Source organism: Paeniglutamicibacter sp. MACA_103, from assembly GCF_045798555.1.
GTDB lineage: Bacteria > Actinomycetota > Actinomycetes > Actinomycetales > Micrococcaceae > Paeniglutamicibacter.
Genome location: NZ_JBIXLN010000018.1, coordinates 44,089 through 59,313 on the forward strand (window position 1 = coordinate 44,089; position 15,225 = coordinate 59,313).

The window sequence follows — 15,225 nt, forward strand, 5'->3', positions numbered from 1 at the left end:
CCGCACTTTCCCGCACCGCCACCGCGATGCCGGTTCCCGCGCGCGTCATCGAGAAAATCGTCCTGGCGGCCCTGGAGGAGGACAACCCCCGCGGGGACCTCACCGGGAACACGCTGATCCCCGCGCACACCACCGCCACCGCCGCGGTCATCGCCCGCGAACCGGGCATCTGCGCCGGCCTGGATGCCTTCATCGCGGCCATGAAGCTCAGTGACCCCGCCCTGGAGCTGGCGCCCGCGCTCGCCGACGGGGATGCCTTCGCCGCCGGGGACACGTTGGTCACCGTCACCGGCCCGGCCCGCGGTCTGCTGGCCGGGGAACGCGTGGGGCTGAACCTGCTCCAGCGCCTGAGCGGCATCGCCACCGCCACCGCCGCCTACGTGGCCGCCGCGGCCGGGACCGGCGCCCGGATCGTGGACACCCGCAAGACCACCCCGGGGCTGCGCGTGCTGGAGCGCTACGCGGTGCGCTGCGGCGGCGGGCACAACCACCGCGACAACCTCTCCGAGGCCGTCATGGCCAAGGACAACCACCTCGCCCTGCTGGGAAAGGGCTCGGAGCTGACCAACGCGCTGCGCAAGGCTCGTGCGTCCCTGGGCCACACCGTGCACTTCGAGGTGGAGATCGACTCGCTGGAGCAGCTCGACGCGGTGCTCGCAGCCGGGGTGGACACCATCATGCTGGACAACTTCAGCATCGCCGACCTGGCCACCGGGGTGCGCCGGATCGCCGGCGCCGCGCTCGTGGAGGCCTCGGGCAACGTTAAGCTGGAGACCGTGGCGGCCATCGCCGCCACCGGGGTCGACGTCATTTCCTCCGGCGCCCTGACCCACTCGGTGCGCGCCCTTGACCTCGGCCTGGACATCAGGATGGAAGCGAACTGACTTGATCTACCTCGATGCGGCGGCCACCACCCCCGTGCGCCAGGACGTGCTGGATGTCATCATCCCGCTGCTGACCAGCGACTACGGCAACCCCTCCAGCACCCACTCGATGGGCCAAACGGCCAAGCGTGCCCTGGACTACGCCCGCGAGACCGCGGCCAACGTGCTGGGCGTGCGCACCGGGGACGTGGTCTTCACCTCCGGGGGCACCGAGTCCAACAACCTGGCGATCAAGGGCCTTGCGCTTGGCAACCCGCGCGGTCGCCACCTGATCCACTCCGCCATCGAGCACCCCGCCGTGGCCGAGGCATGCGCGTACCTGGTGCGCCACCACGGCTTCGAACTCGACGTCGCCCCCGTCGACGAACGCGGCATCCTGGACCTGGACGCGTTCACCAAGCTGCTGCGCCCTGACACCACGCTGGTGTCCGTGATGGCGGTGAACAACGAGGTCGGCACCATCCAGCCCGTGGCCGAAGCCGCCGCCGCGGCCCACGCGGTCGGCGCCCTGGTGCATTGCGACGGGGTGCAGGCTGCCGGCTGGCTGGACATGGGCGCGATTGCCGCGCACGTCGATGCGCTGAGCATCTCCGGGCACAAGATCGGCGGGCTCAAGGGCGCCGGGCTGCTGATGGTCCGCGGCAAGCTGGCCCTGGAACCGCTGGTGCACGGCGGGGGGCAGGAACGCGAACGCCGCTCGGGAACCGAAAACGTGGCCGGCGCCGTGGCCAGTGCCACCGCACTGTCCCTGGCCGCGGCGGCCAACACCGGCGGCATCGCCGACGGCTACGGACGGCATTTCATCGACACCGTGCTCAAGGGGCTGAACACCGAGGGGCGGATCCGCGCCAGGCTCACCGGGGACCCGGCCAGGCGGGTCCCCGGCATCGTCTCCTTCGTCTTTCCCGAGACCGGCGGCGAGACGGTGCTCCTGGAGCTCGAGCGCCGCGGGGTGGTGTGTTCCTCCGGCTCTGCCTGCGCGGCCGGGTCCACCGATGCCTCGACGGTGCTGCTGGCGATGGGCTACGACGAGGACACCGCGCACACCGCGGTGCGGCTGAGCTTCACCCGGACCGTGAAGGAAGCCGAAATCGCCACCGCCGCCCGCGCCGTGGTGGCGGCGGTCAAGGCCATCGCCGGGGAGTGAGAGCGGCCCGGCCCCTCGCCGCCCATGGAGCCGAAGGCCGTTGATGTGGTATCCATGTCTGCATGACGATCGTGCTGGTTGAAGGCGAAAGCGACGCCGTCGCGGTGAAGACCCTGGCCCGGCGGCTCGGCCTGCCCGAACCGCGGGTGCTTCCCGTCGGCGGGTCCAAGGGCGCCCGCCGGGCAGCCCGGGAACTGAACGGCCAGCGGCTTGTCGGCTTGGTGGACGCGGCCGAGAGGCGCGACTTCGAGAGGGTTCTGAAGACGGTGTTCGTCTGCGACCCGGACCTGGAAGCCGAATTCATCCGCGCGCTCGGCGTGGACGGCGTCGAGGCGGTGATTGCCGGGCAGGACGAGCTTCGCTCCTTCCGCCGCCTGCAGGCCCAACCGTTCCAGCGCGCGCAGCCCGTCGAACGCCAGCTCGCCCGGTTCTTCGGCGGACGCAGCGGAAACAAGGCACGCTACGCCGGGCTGCTGGCAGAGGCGGTGTCATTGGAGTCCATTCCCGCTCCGCTGTCCTCGCTGCTGGCAAGCCTCTGAGTCTTCAGGGTGCCCGCGCGGTTCAGTGTCAGGTTCGGCGCTGGAAAGTATTCCCGATCAAGGTCGCACCGAGCACGACCGCAAAAGCCACGGGCCCAACCAGGGGGTGCCGAAATCGTGAGTGGGAACGCGCTGACGGGATCTAGTGCGATGCCTCAAACACGGACAGGAAATAGACCATCAGGGTTGTCAGTGCCATGGCCAGCGACGGCACCCAAAACGCAATGCGGTCATTGACGATCCGTGCAATCGTGAAAACCGCCGCTACGAGCGGGACGACGAAAACCAGGACGATCACGCTTGTCACCACCCACTGCGGCACCGACTGCGTTTGGTGAAAACTTGATGACACGGCAAGGGCGGCAAGGAAGTAGAGCACGATGGCGACCACCGGCTGTACGACCAGGAGGATGATTGACACGACACAGTCAATAACCAACAGGTGCCGCAGGGGTCGGTCATCGACCTGTGCTTCGCTATCCACTCATCGTCCTCACGCCTGCGCGGAGTGTCTGCCGCGGCCATCGACTGAGTCTATCCGGCGACAACCGGCGGCAGCTCCGTGCAACACAGCAAAGTCCCGTTTCTGCACCGGACCATCACAGGGCGGGGATTGCGTGGCCGTGCCCGACCTTCGGGCCGGGCAGAAGGGTTATGGCAGGGGAAACGGAATCGTTGCTGATCCTCGAAGGTTCCACACGCGCAGCCGTGTGGGCCAGCTCCGTGCGCCACTGCGAAGGGATCGGGCTGATCGGGGCCGTCCGCCGCCCGCAGCCCATTGCACCCGGCAGGCCCACATTTCGGGACAGCACTGCCAGTACCTCGCCGATGCCGTCGAACAGCACACCGTGGGGGAACAGCGCCCAGGACACCGGCCAGCTCCGGCAACGTTGTTGGAACACCGCGCACTCCGAAACATGATCGAACATGTGTTCGAATGATCTTTCGGGGGAACGGCGACCCGGCTGCATGGGGGAGGTTACAGTGACCGGTACATCAGGTTCAGGCCCACCAGGCCGTGCTCGGGGTGTTCAAAGGCGCCGGGAATCGTGGCCAGGATGTTGAAACCCAGGGATTGCCACAGGCGGATGGCATGGGCGTTGGTTGCAACCACCGCATTGAACTGCATCGCAGTGAAGCCCTGGGCCGTCGCCTCCTCGATGACGTGGCGGCCCAGCATGCGCCCGAGTCCCCGTCCCGAGGCCTGGGAAGCCACCATGAACCCGGCGTTGGCCACATGCGAGCCGGCCGCGGGCTGGTTGGGGTGCAGCTCGGCGGTGCCGGCGATGGAGCCGTCCTCGTCGACCGCCACGTAGACGGTCCCGCCGGGCTTGCCCATCCACCAGGAACGGCACGCATCCTCGGTGGCGTCCATGGGCCAGCAGTAGGTGTGGCCGGCGCGGACGACCTCCTCGATGATGGGCCACAGGCCCGGCCAGTCGTCGTCGGTCGCAACTCGAATATCCATCCACCCAATCTAATCCACGTCCACGGGACGGCCGCCGCGACCGGTGCCGCCGCCACCCCCTGTCGTTGGCTGCCGGGACGCGAGTAGGGTGGCGCATAAAGGCGACGGTTCCCATTGGTACGGGGGACCGCCGCCGGGGACAGGCACGGGAACCGGGAGGAGGGTAGGCATGTCCAAGCGCAGCGACGCACGGGTGCGCGAACTGCTCGCCTCCATGGCCTCGATCGCCAGCGACCTGTCCGTCACCGCCGTCACCCACCGGGTCCTGGACGAAGCGATGAAGATCTTCGGGGCAACCTCCGGGGTGCTGGAGCTGACCAACGCCTCGCACCAGCAAGGGCTCCTGGCCAAGGGCAAGGATGCCGCCACGCTGGGGGAGGCCGCGGAAAGGGACGAAGCCAAGCGCCTGCGCCTGGACCTGATGACCCGGCAACACCACTTCGCCCGGCTCACCCTGGGACCCAAGAACGGCAAGGACCGCTACTCCCGGGCCGACCGGGAACTGGGGGAGGCGCTCGCCGGAAGCGCGGGAGTGGCATTGGAGAACGCCCAGCTCTATCAGGATGCCGCGGACCGCGTTCGCTGGCTGGCCGCCTCGGCCCGCATCGGCGGTTTGCTCGGCGGCGAATCCAGGCACCACACCCAGGGCCTGAACGAGGTCGCGGAGCTGGCCCGCCGCGAGGCCCGGGCCAAGTACGCGCTGCTGCTGACCCCCATCGCCGGTGGAAATGAAACCGAAACCGAGGCCGGGTACCGGATCGCCGGGATCAGCGAACACGTGCACCCGCACCTGGCCGGGCGGGTGCTGCTGGACGTGGGGGCACGCCACCGCCTGGTGCTGCGCGGAAGCGCGCCGATGCTGCTGGCGGCCCCCGAGGCGATCGTGCCCCTGGGGGAGCTCGCAGACGGGGCCGACACCCTGGTCGCCGGGCTGTCGGCACGCGGAACCCACTACGGGCTGCTGGTCGCCATCCGGGGGAACGGCGCCGGCCCCTACCGCCCCGTCGAGACGCAGATGGCCGGGATCTTCGCCAACAACATCGCCCAGGGGCTCGGTCTGGTCCAGGTGCACCACCTGCGCGAGGACGTGCTGCTCTACCTGGAGCGAGAACGCATCGCCCGGGACCTGCACGACATCGTCATCCAACGCATCTTCGCCGCCGGCCTGGGGATCAGCGCCCTGCGCAAGCAGCTGCCCACGGCGCTGGCCCGGGAGCGGGCCAGCGGCATCGCCAGGGAGCTGGACACCACGATCGCCGAGCTGCGCGCCACCATCTACTCGCTGCGCGCCGACGCGGGGGAGACCGAGAGCCCCAGCTCCCACATCCTGCGCGCCATCCGCCGGGCCTCCGAACCGCTGGACTTCACCCCGGCGCTGCGACTGGGCGAGGGCCTGGACGCGCTGGGCGACGAAGCCACGCTCACCCACCTGCTGGCGGTCATCACCGAGGGGCTGAGCAACGTGGTGCGCCATGCCCGCGCCCACGCCGTCGAACTGGCCATTGAGCGCACGCAGGACACCCTGGCCCTCACGCTGCGCGACGACGGAATCGGCTTCGGGTCAAATGTCGACGAAAGCGGGCTGGCAAACATGCGCCAGCGCGCCGCCGAGCTCGGGGGCACGCTGGTCATCGACTCGTCACCGGGGGACGGGACCACGCTGCGCTGGACCGTGCCGATGCCGGCGGAAAGCTGAACCAACGGAGGAAGGCTGGGCTGCCGAGCCGGGGTTAGGTGCCTCCGTCGTTGATCCCCGGAAGCGGATGGGTCACGAACACCGCGGCCTGCGTGCGCGACTCGAACCCCAGCTTCGCCAACATCGAGGACACGTAGTTCTTCACCGTCTTCTCCGCCAGGCGCATGCGCTCGCCGATCTGCCGGTTGCTCAGTCCCTCGCCGACCAGCTCCAGCACCCGGCGTTCCTGGGTGGTCAGCGCGGCCATGCGCGGGTCGGAATTTTCGTGGGTGATCAGCCCGGAGATGATCCGGGCCTTGAGGCCCGGGGTGAAGAGCGATTCGCCGCGGGCGGCCCGGCGCAGCGCACGGATCAGGTCGTTGCCGGCGATTTGCTTGAGCACGTAGCCCACGGCCCCGGCCAGCACCGCCCCGCGCAGCGCCTGCTCGTCGTCGTAGCTGGTGAGGATCAGGCAGTTCAGCGACCCGTCGATGGAGCGCACGTCGCGGCAGACCTCGATCCCCGTCCCGTCGGGCAGCCGGGCGTCGAGCACCGAGACGTCCGGGCGCAGCGCCGGGATCTGCTTCCGGGCGTCGCGTGCCGTCCCGGAGGTGCCGACCACCTCGAAGCCCTCGCCCTCCAGCAATTCCTCGAGGCCGCGGCGGACCAGCTCGTGGTCATCGAGGATGAAGACGCGGATGGGGGCGGCGGGCCCGGGGCCGGTGGCATGTCCGGGCGCAATGCCCGATCCCGCTGCCTGGTCCATGACGGTCCCTCCCGATCCCGTTGGCGTGTGCAAAATGCCCTGCACAGTTTCCATCTTGGCCGCCGAACCCGCCTCGGACAAGGGGCCAAAGGCCCGTGGTGGATTCCGCTGGCGGAAGTAACCGTCGCCGGGTGCCCAGCGGCGGCTGCCGGCGTCTAGGCGGGCTGCGGGAATCCGAGCAGGGACCGGACGCGGGCGTACTTCGCGGCCAGACGGACACGGACCTGCACGGGCAGGAGCGCCGTGCGGTCCGGGTCGGTGTTGTCCTCGATGTCGGCTCGCTTGACCAGCAGGGCCGTGGGGTTGGCCCGGACCCGTGCGCAGTAGTCCTCCAGCGTTTCGCCCTCGGTCTTGGTGACGGCGCGGACCGCCTCGATGACAGGAGCCGGGATGCCCGCCTCCAGCGGGTCCCCGGCGGTGACGTCGCAGTCCTCGAGCACGTCGTGCAGCCAGGCCGCGGCCACCGCGGTGTCGTCGCCTGAGTGGGTGCGGACACCGGCGGCCAACCGCTCGGGATGGCTGATGTAGTCGACGCCGGACTTGTCGACCTGGCCGGCGTGGGCGCGGCGGGCGATGGCCTCGGCAACCTGCACGAATGAGCGGGTGGTCATGGGGGCCTCCAGTGGTGGTGTGGTTGCTGCGTCGCTTGCCTGGATCCCAGCGTAGCGAGGACGGAAGACGGTTGGGGCCCGCGGACGCGCGACGGCAGGAAGTGGCCTGCGGCGCAAGTCGGCCGACCAGGAAGCTCTCGCCTCGCCCGCGCCCGCGCCAGCGCCCGCGCGCGAGACGCGCGCCGCGCGTGCGTGGGACAGTCGCGGGATGCGGAAGAATGGTTGGCATGGGACGAAAGCCACGGCGGAACCGGACGGCCGCGCGCTCGAAGAAGCGCCAACGCAAGAAGATGACGCCACGGGAGCGGTTGGGCAAGTGGCTGTGGATGATCGGCAGCTTCCCCGCCTATGCCGGGTTGTTCCTGGTGATCGGCGGCGTCATCTATCTGCCCTCCGCCGCCTCCGCGCAGCGGGCCGACATCGAAGTGCACCAACACGGGGCCCCGGCCATCGGTGAAGTCGTGGGGATCGGGCGCGCCTCCACGCCGCACGCCCGGCCCGGCGGCGGGAGCACGACCTACTACCCGGTGACCGAGCAGGTCATCCGCGGAGCGCACACGACCACCGAATGGAAGCACTACGCCTCGACGGACAGCGGGCTCTGGGCCGAAGGGCAGAAGCTGCCGCTGCTCTACGACATCGGCGGTTCCACGCGCGTGGTCATCGACACCCCCGAGGCTTCGGCGCTCCTGGGCCGCAAGGCCCGGTCGTTCCAACGCGCGCTGCTGATTGGCGCCCCGGCGTCGGTTCTCGGGTTCGCCATGGTCTACACGGGTCGGTACATGAACCCCGACGCCCGCGAAAAGCGGAGGCGGGCCAGGGTCCTGCGGAGCAAGCAGCTTCGGCGCCGAACCCCCTGACGGGGAGGTGGGGCTATGGTTGGCCCGGTCCCGGGTCCTGCGGGGTTGGCGGGTAGGTGAGGGCCGTTCCCTCCACCCGGGCGAAGGAGGTGAGCGTGTGCGGCATGGCCGTGGACCTTGAGATGATGTGCAGGACCTCGACGCCGCGCACCATCAGGGCGTCACCGATGAGCGAGCGGTGGCAGCGCCACGGGACGGCCTCGGCGCACATGATGGCGGTGTCGTTGCCCGCGGCCCGGGCCACCAGGTCCCCGATGGCCGCGGCGAACTCGTCGCCCTGCATGTAGTCGGCGTAGCCGCGGAAGGAATCGTTGTGCCAGCCGCCGTTGATGCTGTCCTTGTGCGTCGGGCGCAGTCCGCCGAGTTCCTTGGCGCGGCGGTAGCCGATGTCCGCGGCTTCAAGGCTTGCGGCCAGCTCCTCGCCGTTGAATTGCGGATTGTGCCGGGACTTGGGGATGGTGCGGATGTCGATGACCTGCCCGATGCCGTGCGCCCGCAGGATCTCGATGAACTCGGCCACCTCATGGGTGGAATGGCCAACGGTGTGGATGCGGGTGGTGCCCATGGTTTGCTCCCCTTGCGCTTGTCCGGCGGGTGGATCCCGGGACCTGACCGACTTGCCTTCAGCGTAGGCGACTTCGGGTCACATGCCCATGGCCCGCACCCGCGGCGGCCGCAGGTCAGCCGGCGGACCCGGGGGACGACGGGCCTTCGCGGGAGGCCAGCCACGACTCGCGGGTGATCGCGTATTCGACGTCGCCGAACTCGTCCCCGGCGATGCGCACCGGCCAGTCGGCGACAAAGTGGCGCACCAGGTCCATCCCGCACTTCTCCATGACCATCCGCGAGGCGATGTTCACTGCCATGGTGCTGGCGAAGACCCGGGTGACGGCGACGGAGCGGGCGGTGAACGCATGGTCGATCAGCGCGCGGGACCCCTCGGTGGCCAGTCCCAGGCCCCAGAACGCGTGCTTCAGCCGGTAGCCCAGTTCCGGTTCCTCCGCCCGGTGCCCGGGTTCGGGGCGCAGGTGAAACCACCCGACGAAGTCGCCGGTTTCGCGCAGCTGGGCCACCCAGAAGCCGAAGTCCGGCCCCTGGCGGTGGTACCCGAGGTAGGCGGGAATGTGCTCGGCGACGATTTCCTCCCGGGAGGTCGGCACGCCGTCGGTGATGTAGCGCATGACGCGCGGATCCGAATCCAGCTCGACCAGCAGCCCGGCATCGTCCGCGGTGAATTCGCGCAACGCCAGCCGCGCGGTCTGCAACAGGATCCTCATGCCACCATTGTGCGCCCGCACGGCACACCCTACTCCTTGAGGGCTCCCTCGAGCATGCCCTTGATGAAGTGGCGCTGCATCAGGAAGTAGAGCACCACCACGGGCAGCGCGACCATCACGGCCGCGGCGGCCAGCAGCGCGGTGCCCTGGGTGTACTGGCCCTGGAAGAACGCCAGGCCCAGCGGCGCGGTCCGGAACTCCCCGGAGGGGGACATCACCAGCGGGATCAGGAACTCGTTCCAGGTCCACATGAACATCAGCACGAGCATGGTGGTGATGGCGGGCCGTCCCATGGGCACCAGGATGGAGAGCAGGATCCTGACCTTCGAGGCCCCGTCCACGCGCGCGGCATCCATGATCGAGGGGCTCACCGACTTGAAGTAGGCGCGCATCCAGTAGGTGCCGAAGGCCACCGACTGGGCGACCTGGGGCAGGGCCACGGCCCAGAGCGTGTCGGTGAGTCCGAAGGTGCGCAGGTCGAAGAACAGCGGCACGACGATGGCCTCGGCGGGCACCATGATGCCCAGCAGGAAGAGGTAGAACAGCGCTTGTTCGCCGCGGAAGTTCATGGTCCCGAACGCGTAGCCGGAGAGGACGGAGAGCACCACGGCCAGGGACACCACGACCACCGCCACGAGCACCGAGGTGCCCATGTACTGCCCGAACCTTCCCTCCACCCAGGCGGTGGCGAAGTTGGACGGGTGGAAGGCGCCGGTCCGGGCCGCGGCCGCGTTGGCCGGGCCGAATGCCGTGGCCAGGATGGAGAGCACCGGGGTGAGCACGATGAGCGAAAAAATGATGAGGATGGCGTAGTTCAGCGTCCGCTCGGTGCCCGAGACCCTCATGCGCCGCGCTCCGAGATCCGGTTCACGGCCAGGGTCACCAGGAAGATGATCGCGGTCAGGGTGACGCCGATGGCCGCGGCGCTGCCGACCTGCCCGGTCTCGAACGCCCGCCGGTAGACCTCGTAGCTGGGCACCGTGGTGGAGGAGCCGGGCCCGCCGGAGGTGGTCATGTAGATCAGGTCGAAGGTCTTCAGCGAGGCGACGATGGTCAGGGTCAGCGCCACGGTGAGCTCGGCGCGCACCGAGGGGACGATGATGGCGAGGAACTCCCGGACGGCACCGGCGCCGTCCAGCCGGGCGGCCTCGAAGAGCTCGGTCGGGATCCTGGCCATGCCGGCCAGCAGCAGCACCGTGACCAGCCCGGTGGACACCCAGGAACCGACCAGCCCGACGGCGGGCAGCGAGAAGACGTAGTCCCCGAGCCAGGAGCGGGTGAGCACCTCCAGGCCGATGGAGCGCAGCGCGGAGTTCAGCAGCCCGTCGGGCGCGTAGATCTGCTTGAAGGCCACGGCGACCACGACCATGGCGATCACCTGGGGCAGGAACACCAGGGTGCGGAAGAGCGGCAGGCCGCGGACCTTCGCGCGCGTGAGTACCGCGGCCAGGACCAGCCCGATGCCGCAGGGCAGCACCGCGTAGAAGAAGACGAAGGCCAGCGCGTGGCCGAACGCGGCGCGCAGCCGGGCATCGGAGGCGATGTCGGTGTAGTTGCCGAAACCCACGAACGTGGCCAGGCTCAGCCCGTCCCAGTCAAAGAGGGAGAGATGCACCGAGCGGGCCAGCGGGTAGAGCATGAATGCGGCGTAGATGAGCAGCGCCGGCGCGATGAAGAGGTAGGGCGTGATGGCGTGCCCCTGGCGGGCCGAGCGCTTGCCCGGCCCGCCGGCGGCGGTGCTACTTGCCTTGGGTGAAGCCGGCATAGTCCGCTTCCAGGGCCTCGGTGAACGCCTTCGCATCCATGCGTCCGTCGAGCAGGCCCTGCAGCGAATCGCCGAGGGTGTCTCCCATCGTCGGGGTCGCGTAGTCGAGGTATGGCAGCAGCGTACCGGTGGTGGTGACCGTCCCGAACTGCGTGTACACGTCCTTGAGCACCCCGGAGGCCGGCGCGTACTTCTGGGTGTCGATCACCGGCAGGTTCCCGGTCTCGGCCAGGATCTTCATCGCATCGTCGTTGGTGATGAAGTCGATGTAGGCCGCGGCCAGATCCGGGTTCTTGGTCTTGGCGGTCACGGTGAACGGCAGCCCGGTGCCGCCGGTGGTGTGCGCGCCTTGCCCGGCGGTGGCCGGCGGGGCGAAGAATCCGACGTCCTCGCCCATGGCGTCGGCCAAATCCGCGGCCATCCAGGAACCGCCCATCAGGAACACGCCCTCGCCCTTGGTGAGCTTCTGCCAGGCGGCATCGTATTCGGTGCCGTTGACGCCCTGGTTGAAGTAGTCCTTGGCGCTCCAGTCGGCCAGCGTCTGGGCCGCGGCCTGGTTCTCGGCCGTGGTCCAGGAGGCGCCGGCGTTGCCGAAGCCGAGCAGCTCGATCGCCTCGGCGGGGGCCTTGGCGCCCTGGACGGGGCCGAAGACGTGCCCGGCGGGCCACTTCTCGATGTTGCCCAGCAGCAGCGGGGTTTCGCCCTTCTCCTTGGCGGTGGCGATGGCGGCCTCGAAGGCAGCCCAGTCGCCCGGGACCTCAAGGTCCAGGGATTCGAGCTTCTTCTTGGAGTAGAAGACGCCGACGACCTCGCCGACCTGCGGCAGCCCGTAGACGGAGCCGGAGCCGAAGGTGGTGCCGTCGGTGGAATACTGCGAGTACTTCAGCACCGAGGCGGGGTAGCGGTCACTCCAGCCGTAGGCGGCGGCCCAGTCATCGAGCGGCAGCAGCTGCCCGGCCTTGACGAACGCGCCCATGGTGTTGCGGGCGTTGTTGGCCTGGACCACGTCGGGGGCGTCGGTGCCGGACAGGGCCAGGCGCAGGGTCTTGCCCAGGTCCTCGAAGGACTGGGAGTTCCGCTTGATGGTCACGTTCGGGTACTTGGCCTCGAAGGCGGCGTTGAGCTTGGTCATCTGCTCGTTCTGCCCGCCGCGGACCTCCTGGTCCCAGACGGTGAGCGTGGCCTCGCCCATCTTGGAGACGTCTTTTTCGATGGCGGCGCCGGGCTGCGCGGTGGTGGGCGCGGGGGCCTCCGAGCCCGGTGTGCAGGCCGAAAGCGTCAGTGCCAGGGCCGCGGCGGCGGCCAGGGCCAGGGTGCGGGTTTTGCCTCGGGGTTTCATGAGGGTCCTTTCATGCAAGGTGCGTGGGTTCGGGTGGTGCGGCAGGCTTCGACGGCTGCCGGCGAGAAGGGGATGCGGGTCAGCGGGCCGGCGGCAGGGGATGGTGCGCGTTGGGCCGGTAGTGGGCCTCGGCCTCGGTCAGCAGCCCGAACGTGGCCTCGGCCCGGCGCACGGCATTGCGCTTGTGCTGGGCCAGGACCTCGTCCAGGAATCCGTAGCGCCTGGCGATGTCGGCGCATTCGGCGTTGTCCCGGGCCCGCAGTTTCTTGGACTCCCACCAGTCGGCGATGTCGCCCCAGCCCGGCGAGGCCAGCGAGCCGCCGAAGTGCTTCACGGCCAGTGCCGAGCAGAGCGTGGAGAAGAGCAGCCGCTGCTCAAGCGGCCACCCGGACAGGGTGCCCAGCACGATGCCGGCGGAAAACACGTCGCCGGCCCCCGTCGGGTCGATGGCGGGCACCGGCAGGCTGGGGACGGAGGCCCGTTCCCCGGTGGTGGAGTCGATGGCGATGGCCCCGTCCACGCCCCGGGTGACGACCACCAGCGGGGCGCGTGTCGACAGGGCCTCGAGCGCGGCCTCGGGGGTGTCGGTGCGGGAGTAGGCCATGGCCTCGACGTGGTTGGGCAGGAAGCCGTGGCAGAGCTGCAGGTCGGCGAGCATGGCCGTGTCCCACTTCTCGGTGGGGTCCCAGCCGACGGCGGCGAAGACCTTGCCCTGGGCGGGGGCGGTGGCCACCCACCAGGGCGCTTCGTCCCCGGGCAGTGCCAGCTCGGTGATCATGGCCCTGGAGGTGGGCGGGGTGCCGATGAGCTCCTTGGCGCTGATGGGCATCGGGTGTCCGTGGGTGACCATGGAACGGTCGCCGCCGCGGGCCAGGGACACGGTGACCGCCGAGTGCCAGTCGGGGAAGATCCGCGAACGGCTGAGGTCGATGCCCTCCTGTTCCTCGAGCAGCGACCAGGACCAGGCGCCGTAGGCGTCGTCCCCGAAGCCGGTGGAGAGCCCGGTGGCCAGGCCCAGCCGGGCGGCGGCCACCGCGAGGTTGGCGATGCCGCCGGGGACCGAGCCCATGCCCTCGGCCCAGACCTCGGTGCCGGGCTGCGGGGCGGAGGGCAGGCCGGTGAAGATGATGTCGAAGAAGAGCGAACCGGTGAGGAAGAGATCGAGGTCGGTGCCCGGATCGGATGCTGTGTCCACCTGTGTGTTCCTCTTGCTTGTGCCGCCGCGAAGTCCCGATCGGTGCGCACCGGTCGCCCGGTGGCGCTGGTCCGCCGGGCGCACCTGTGGTTTGGACGTTAGCACGCGCCCACAGGCGGTACAAGGGACGCGAAACCGCTCGTGGGGCGGGCAATCGCGGCTGTTAGGCTGGGCCCATGCCACCGACCCCGCGGCGGGGAGCACCGGTGTTGCGCCGTCCGTCGGGCAAGGGAGCCCGGGCGCCGGTCCCGGCACCCCCGAGCCGTCCAGGAAACCAGGAAGCGAAGTGATCCAGGCATGAAGCTGACCATCATCGGAGGCGGCGGTTTCCGGGTGCCGCAAATCTTCGAGGCGCTCTCCGGCGAGAACGACCGGGCGCGGATTACCGAGCTGTGCCTCTTTGACACCGACCCGGCGCGGGTGGCGGCCATCGAATCCGTGCTGGCCCAGCTGGCTCCCTCCCTGCCGCGGCCCCCGCGCGTCACCACCGCCATCGGGCTGGACGAGGCGGTCACCGGGGCCGCGTTCATCTTCTCCGCCATGCGCATCGGCGGGACCGAGGGGCGGATCAAGGACGAGCGGATCGCCCTGGACCTGGGCGTGCTCGGCCAGGAGACCACCGGACCCGGCGGGCTGGCCTACGCGCTGCGCACCCTGCCCCACGCCCGCGACCTGGCGCAGCGCGTGGCCAGGCACGCCCCCGAGGCGACGGTCATCAACTTCACCAACCCCGCCGGCATCGTCACCGAGGCCATGCGCGAGGCGCTGGGGGACAGGGTCGTGGGGATCTGCGACACCCCGATCGGGCTGATGCGCCGGGCGGTGCACGCCATCGGCTCCACCCCGGAGCAGGTGGACTTCGACTACGTGGGCCTGAACCACCTGGGCTGGCTGCGCTCCCTGGTGGTGGACGGGGTGGACAAGCTGCCGGGGCTGCTGGCAGATGACGCCAGGCTGGCGGGGATCGAGGAGGCCCGGCTCATGGGCTTCGACTGGATCAGGGCGCTGGGCGCGATCCCCAACGAGTACCTGTACTACTACTACTTCCAGCGCGAGGCCACCGAGCGGCTGCGCGGCCCGGGGCCCACCCGCGGCGAGTTCCTGCACCGCCAGCAGTCGGGCTTCTACGAACAAGCCCGCCAACACCCCGACAGCGCCCTGGAGTTGTGGCTGAAGACCAAGCACGACCGCGAGGCCAGCTACATGGCCGAGAGCCGGCCGGAGGCCGAACGCACCAATCGCGAGGCGGCCGACGTCGAGGGCGGCGGGTACCAGCAGGTCGCCCTGGACCTGATGACCGCCCTGCTCGGGGGCCGGCCCGCCACCATGATCCTCAATGTGGCGAACCGCGGGCTGGTTCCGCAACTGCCCGACGACGCGGTGATCGAGGTTCCGTGCACGGTGAGCGGCGCCGGCATCGTGCCCAAGCGCATCGCCCCGGTCACCGGGGAGATGCTCGGGCTGCTGCAGCAGGTCAAGGCCGTCGAGCGGCTGGCCATCGCCGCGTCCAGGGAGGGCAGCCGGGCCCTGGCCTGGCGGGCGCTGGCGGCCCACCCGCTGGTGGATTCGATCGCCGTTGCGCGGGCCTTGCTGGACACCTACCGGGAACAGATCCCCGGGGTGGCCGAGGCCCTGTCCAAGCGTGGCTGAAGCGGCGCCCGGCGGCGGATAGGCGCCGGGCGCCGGAAGTCGGCCGGCG

General features: G+C 69.9%; 17 protein-coding genes. 6 read left to right on the plus strand and 11 right to left on the minus strand.

All coding sequences use genetic code 11. The annotated features are described in order from the left end of the window. The first annotated feature begins 26 nt into the window (after positions 1-26). The 3 genes from nadC (at position 27) to ACIPVK_RS10420 (ending at position 2,570) form a co-directional block, all read left to right on the plus strand. Positions 27-884, plus strand: coding sequence for a carboxylating nicotinate-nucleotide diphosphorylase (gene nadC, locus ACIPVK_RS10410; protein WP_407611946.1), 858 nt, complete (start codon positions 27-29; stop codon positions 882-884). 1 nt (position 885) lies between these two features. Then, positions 886-2,031, plus strand: a complete 1,146-nt coding sequence (locus tag ACIPVK_RS10415) for a cysteine desulfurase family protein (protein WP_407611903.1) — start codon at positions 886-888, stop codon at positions 2,029-2,031. A 62-nt stretch (positions 2,032-2,093) separates the two neighbouring features. Further along, the gene (locus ACIPVK_RS10420) at positions 2,094-2,570 is read left to right on the plus strand and encodes an ATP-dependent endonuclease (protein ID WP_407611904.1); all 477 of its coding nucleotides are present in this window, start codon (positions 2,094-2,096) and stop codon (positions 2,568-2,570) included. Between the two features lie 142 nt (positions 2,571-2,712). Here ACIPVK_RS10420 and ACIPVK_RS10425 read toward each other — a convergent pair whose 3' ends face one another. From ACIPVK_RS10425 to ACIPVK_RS10435, 3 genes are all read right to left on the minus strand, one after another. Continuing rightward, positions 2,713-3,054 carry a hypothetical protein gene (locus ACIPVK_RS10425; protein ID WP_407611905.1) on the minus strand — a complete coding sequence of 114 codons (342 nt, stop codon included), beginning with the start codon at positions 3,052-3,054 and terminating at the stop codon, positions 2,713-2,715. Between the two features lie 115 nt (positions 3,055-3,169). Further along, a complete protein-coding gene (locus tag ACIPVK_RS10430; protein WP_407611906.1) occupies positions 3,170-3,499 on the minus strand; it encodes a hypothetical protein in 330 nt (109 codons plus the stop codon). 50 nt (positions 3,500-3,549) lie between these two features. Continuing rightward, on the minus strand, positions 3,550-4,038 hold the full coding sequence (locus ACIPVK_RS10435; RefSeq protein WP_407611907.1) for a GNAT family N-acetyltransferase: 489 nt from the start codon (positions 4,036-4,038) through the stop codon (positions 3,550-3,552). Positions 4,039-4,207: 169 nt separating this feature from the next. Between ACIPVK_RS10435 and ACIPVK_RS10440 the strand changes: the two genes are divergently transcribed. Beyond that, positions 4,208-5,734: a GAF domain-containing sensor histidine kinase gene (locus ACIPVK_RS10440; protein ID WP_407611908.1), complete on the plus strand. Its 1,527-nt coding sequence runs from the start codon at positions 4,208-4,210 to the stop codon at positions 5,732-5,734. Positions 5,735-5,768: 34 nt separating this feature from the next. Here ACIPVK_RS10440 and ACIPVK_RS10445 read toward each other — a convergent pair whose 3' ends face one another. Beyond that, the gene (locus ACIPVK_RS10445) at positions 5,769-6,479 is read right to left on the minus strand and encodes a response regulator (RefSeq protein ID WP_407611909.1); all 711 of its coding nucleotides are present in this window, start codon (positions 6,477-6,479) and stop codon (positions 5,769-5,771) included. Between the two features lie 155 nt (positions 6,480-6,634). Next, on the minus strand, positions 6,635-7,090 hold the full coding sequence (locus ACIPVK_RS10450) for an HD domain-containing protein (RefSeq protein ID WP_407611910.1): 456 nt from the start codon (positions 7,088-7,090) through the stop codon (positions 6,635-6,637). A gap of 227 nt (positions 7,091-7,317) precedes the next feature. On the opposite strand from ACIPVK_RS10450, the gene ACIPVK_RS10455 reads away from it, so the two are divergent. Next, positions 7,318-7,950 carry a hypothetical protein gene (locus tag ACIPVK_RS10455; RefSeq protein WP_407611911.1) on the plus strand — a complete coding sequence of 211 codons (633 nt, stop codon included), beginning with the start codon at positions 7,318-7,320 and terminating at the stop codon, positions 7,948-7,950. A 13-nt stretch (positions 7,951-7,963) separates the two neighbouring features. On the opposite strand, the gene ACIPVK_RS10460 is transcribed toward ACIPVK_RS10455, so the two are convergent. The 6 genes from ACIPVK_RS10460 to ACIPVK_RS10485 form a co-directional block, all read right to left on the minus strand. After that, positions 7,964-8,515: a DUF488 family protein gene (locus ACIPVK_RS10460; protein WP_407611912.1), complete on the minus strand. Its 552-nt coding sequence runs from the start codon at positions 8,513-8,515 to the stop codon at positions 7,964-7,966. A gap of 115 nt (positions 8,516-8,630) precedes the next feature. Further along, positions 8,631-9,227 (minus strand): GNAT family N-acetyltransferase, encoded by a 597-nt coding sequence (locus ACIPVK_RS10465; protein ID WP_407611913.1) that lies wholly within the window; start codon positions 9,225-9,227, stop codon positions 8,631-8,633. 29 nt (positions 9,228-9,256) lie between these two features. Further along, entirely contained in the window at positions 9,257-10,072 is an 816-nt protein-coding gene (locus ACIPVK_RS10470) for a carbohydrate ABC transporter permease (RefSeq protein WP_407611914.1), read from the minus strand. Further along, positions 10,069-10,992: a carbohydrate ABC transporter permease gene (locus ACIPVK_RS10475; RefSeq protein ID WP_407611915.1), complete on the minus strand. Its 924-nt coding sequence runs from the start codon at positions 10,990-10,992 to the stop codon at positions 10,069-10,071. The genes ACIPVK_RS10470 and ACIPVK_RS10475 overlap by 4 nt, the downstream gene beginning before the upstream one ends. Further along, entirely contained in the window at positions 10,967-12,331 is a 1,365-nt protein-coding gene (locus ACIPVK_RS10480; protein ID WP_407611916.1) for an ABC transporter substrate-binding protein, read from the minus strand. The genes ACIPVK_RS10475 and ACIPVK_RS10480 overlap by 26 nt, the downstream gene beginning before the upstream one ends. 79 nt (positions 12,332-12,410) lie before the next feature. Then, complete coding sequence (locus ACIPVK_RS10485; protein WP_407611917.1) at positions 12,411-13,526, minus strand: PfkB family carbohydrate kinase; 1,116 nt, start codon at positions 13,524-13,526, stop codon at positions 12,411-12,413. 297 nt (positions 13,527-13,823) lie between these two features. On the opposite strand from ACIPVK_RS10485, the gene ACIPVK_RS10490 reads away from it, so the two are divergent. After that, positions 13,824-15,176 (plus strand): 6-phospho-beta-glucosidase, encoded by a 1,353-nt coding sequence (locus ACIPVK_RS10490; protein ID WP_407611918.1) that lies wholly within the window; start codon positions 13,824-13,826, stop codon positions 15,174-15,176. Positions 15,177-15,225 lie beyond the last annotated feature (49 nt).